The sequence below is a fragment of the Dokdonella soli genome, assembly GCF_039523175.1.
In the GTDB taxonomy this organism is placed as follows: domain Bacteria; phylum Pseudomonadota; class Gammaproteobacteria; order Xanthomonadales; family Rhodanobacteraceae; genus Dokdonella_A; species Dokdonella_A soli.
On record NZ_BAAAEU010000040.1, the window covers coordinates 1 to 1638 of the forward strand.

Here is a 1638-nt window from a genome sequence, read left to right on the forward strand (position 1 = left end):
CAGCACCAGCGCACCGTGAAACGCGCCGGCGCGATCGACTACATCGAGGTCACGCTCGACGACATCGCTCTGGCGAACCGGCTCTCGGGTGAGGTGCTCGGGCGTTCGCTGGACGACTTGCCGCCACAAACCCGCCGCGTGCTTGGCGAGATCGTCGTGTTCGTCGAACAGCGCCGGCAGGCGCAGGGGCTGGCACGTTCGCAGCTGCGGTTCACCCGGCGCGACCTGCGCGAGGCGACGCGGTGCGGCGACACGCAGTTGAAGCTGCACCTGGCCCGCTTGGAAGATCACGAATACTTGATCGTGCATCGGCATGGGCCCCGCCATCACTATGAACTGGTGTTCGACGGCGACCTCGACGCCACGCAGCGCCAGCTGATCGGCCTGATCGACGTGGCCGCGTTGGCTGCGGCTACGACGGCGAACCGGTCGGGAGAAACGGTGCGCCGGTCGGCCCCCGGTCGGGGTGCGGTCGGTGGGGTGTCGGGCAGCGGTCGGGTCGATGAAGCCCCTCGCATCGCGAGCGGTGATGCGGGTCTTCTTCCTTTAACCGCTGCTTTAACCGAAACCTCCCGTCTCGGGAAGACACCGCCGCTGCCCCGTCGTAACGGTGCGGCGAGTGTGCCGGTGCGAGGCTGAGCCGTGCCCCGCATCGGTCACTACGGCGAACGGCGCCGCCTGCTCGAAGCGTCGAGTGCGCCGGACAGCATGGCGGCGTGGATGCGCCGCTATCTGGACGCGCTGGCCGTGCAGGGCTACAGCGAGGACCTGCTGCGGGCGCGCCGGCAGACGTTGGCGGTGTTCCTGGAATGGTGCGGCGATCGGGGCCTGGCGCGGCCGGCAGAGATCACGTTGCCGATCCTGGAACGTTATCAGCGTCATCTGTTCCAGTGGCGCAAAGCCGATGGCGAACCCTTGAGTCTGCGCGGCCAGGCGCTGGCGATCACGCACCTGCGCCACTGGTTCCGCTGGCAGGTGCGCCATCACCACCTGCCGACGAATCCGGCCGCCGACCTCGACCTGCCGCGAGCGCCGCGGGTCGTGTTGCCCGAAGGCTTGCAGGCCGAGGAGGTCGATGCGGTGCTTGCGCAGCCGGACGTGGACGACGTGCAGGGCCTGCGCGATCGGGCGTTGCTCGAACTGTTGTACTCGACCGGCGTGCGGCGGCAGGAAGCGCGCAACCTGTCGATCTTCGACCTCGACTTCGTGCACGGCGTGCTGCGGGTGCGGCAAGGCAAGGGCCGCAAGGATCGGGTGGTCCCGATCGGCGAGCGGGCGTTGGCGTGGGTGCGCCGCTACCTCGATACGGCGCGGCCGCCGCTGGTCGTCGAGGCGCACGAAACCGCGTTGTTCCTGAATCGGTTCGGGCGGCGTCTCGGCAACAACGGGATCGCCGCGATCGTGCGCCGTGCGTTCGATGCGGCCGGCGTGACGAAGCGCGGCGCCTGCCACCTGTTCCGCCACACGATGGCGACGCAGATGCTGGAGAACGGCGCCGATATCCGCTACATCCAGGAGCTGCTCGGTCACGAACGTCTGGACACGACGCAGATCTACACGCACGTGTCGATCGGCAAGCTCAAGGAGATCCACACGGCCACGCACCCGGCCGCGAAGTTGGCGCGCACACCGGATACC

The 1638-nt window shown here is 68.6% G+C and carries 2 protein-coding genes; both read left to right on the top strand.

The window, feature by feature from the left end:
- Window positions 1–639: hypothetical protein (locus tag ABD002_RS19495; protein ID WP_343794273.1), on the top strand; the 639-nt coding region annotated here is incomplete at its 5' end.
- A 3-nt stretch (window positions 640–642) separates the two neighbouring features.
- The coding region (gene xerC / locus ABD002_RS19500; RefSeq protein ID WP_343794275.1) for a site-specific tyrosine recombinase XerC at window positions 643–1638 on the top strand (996 nt) is incomplete at its 3' end.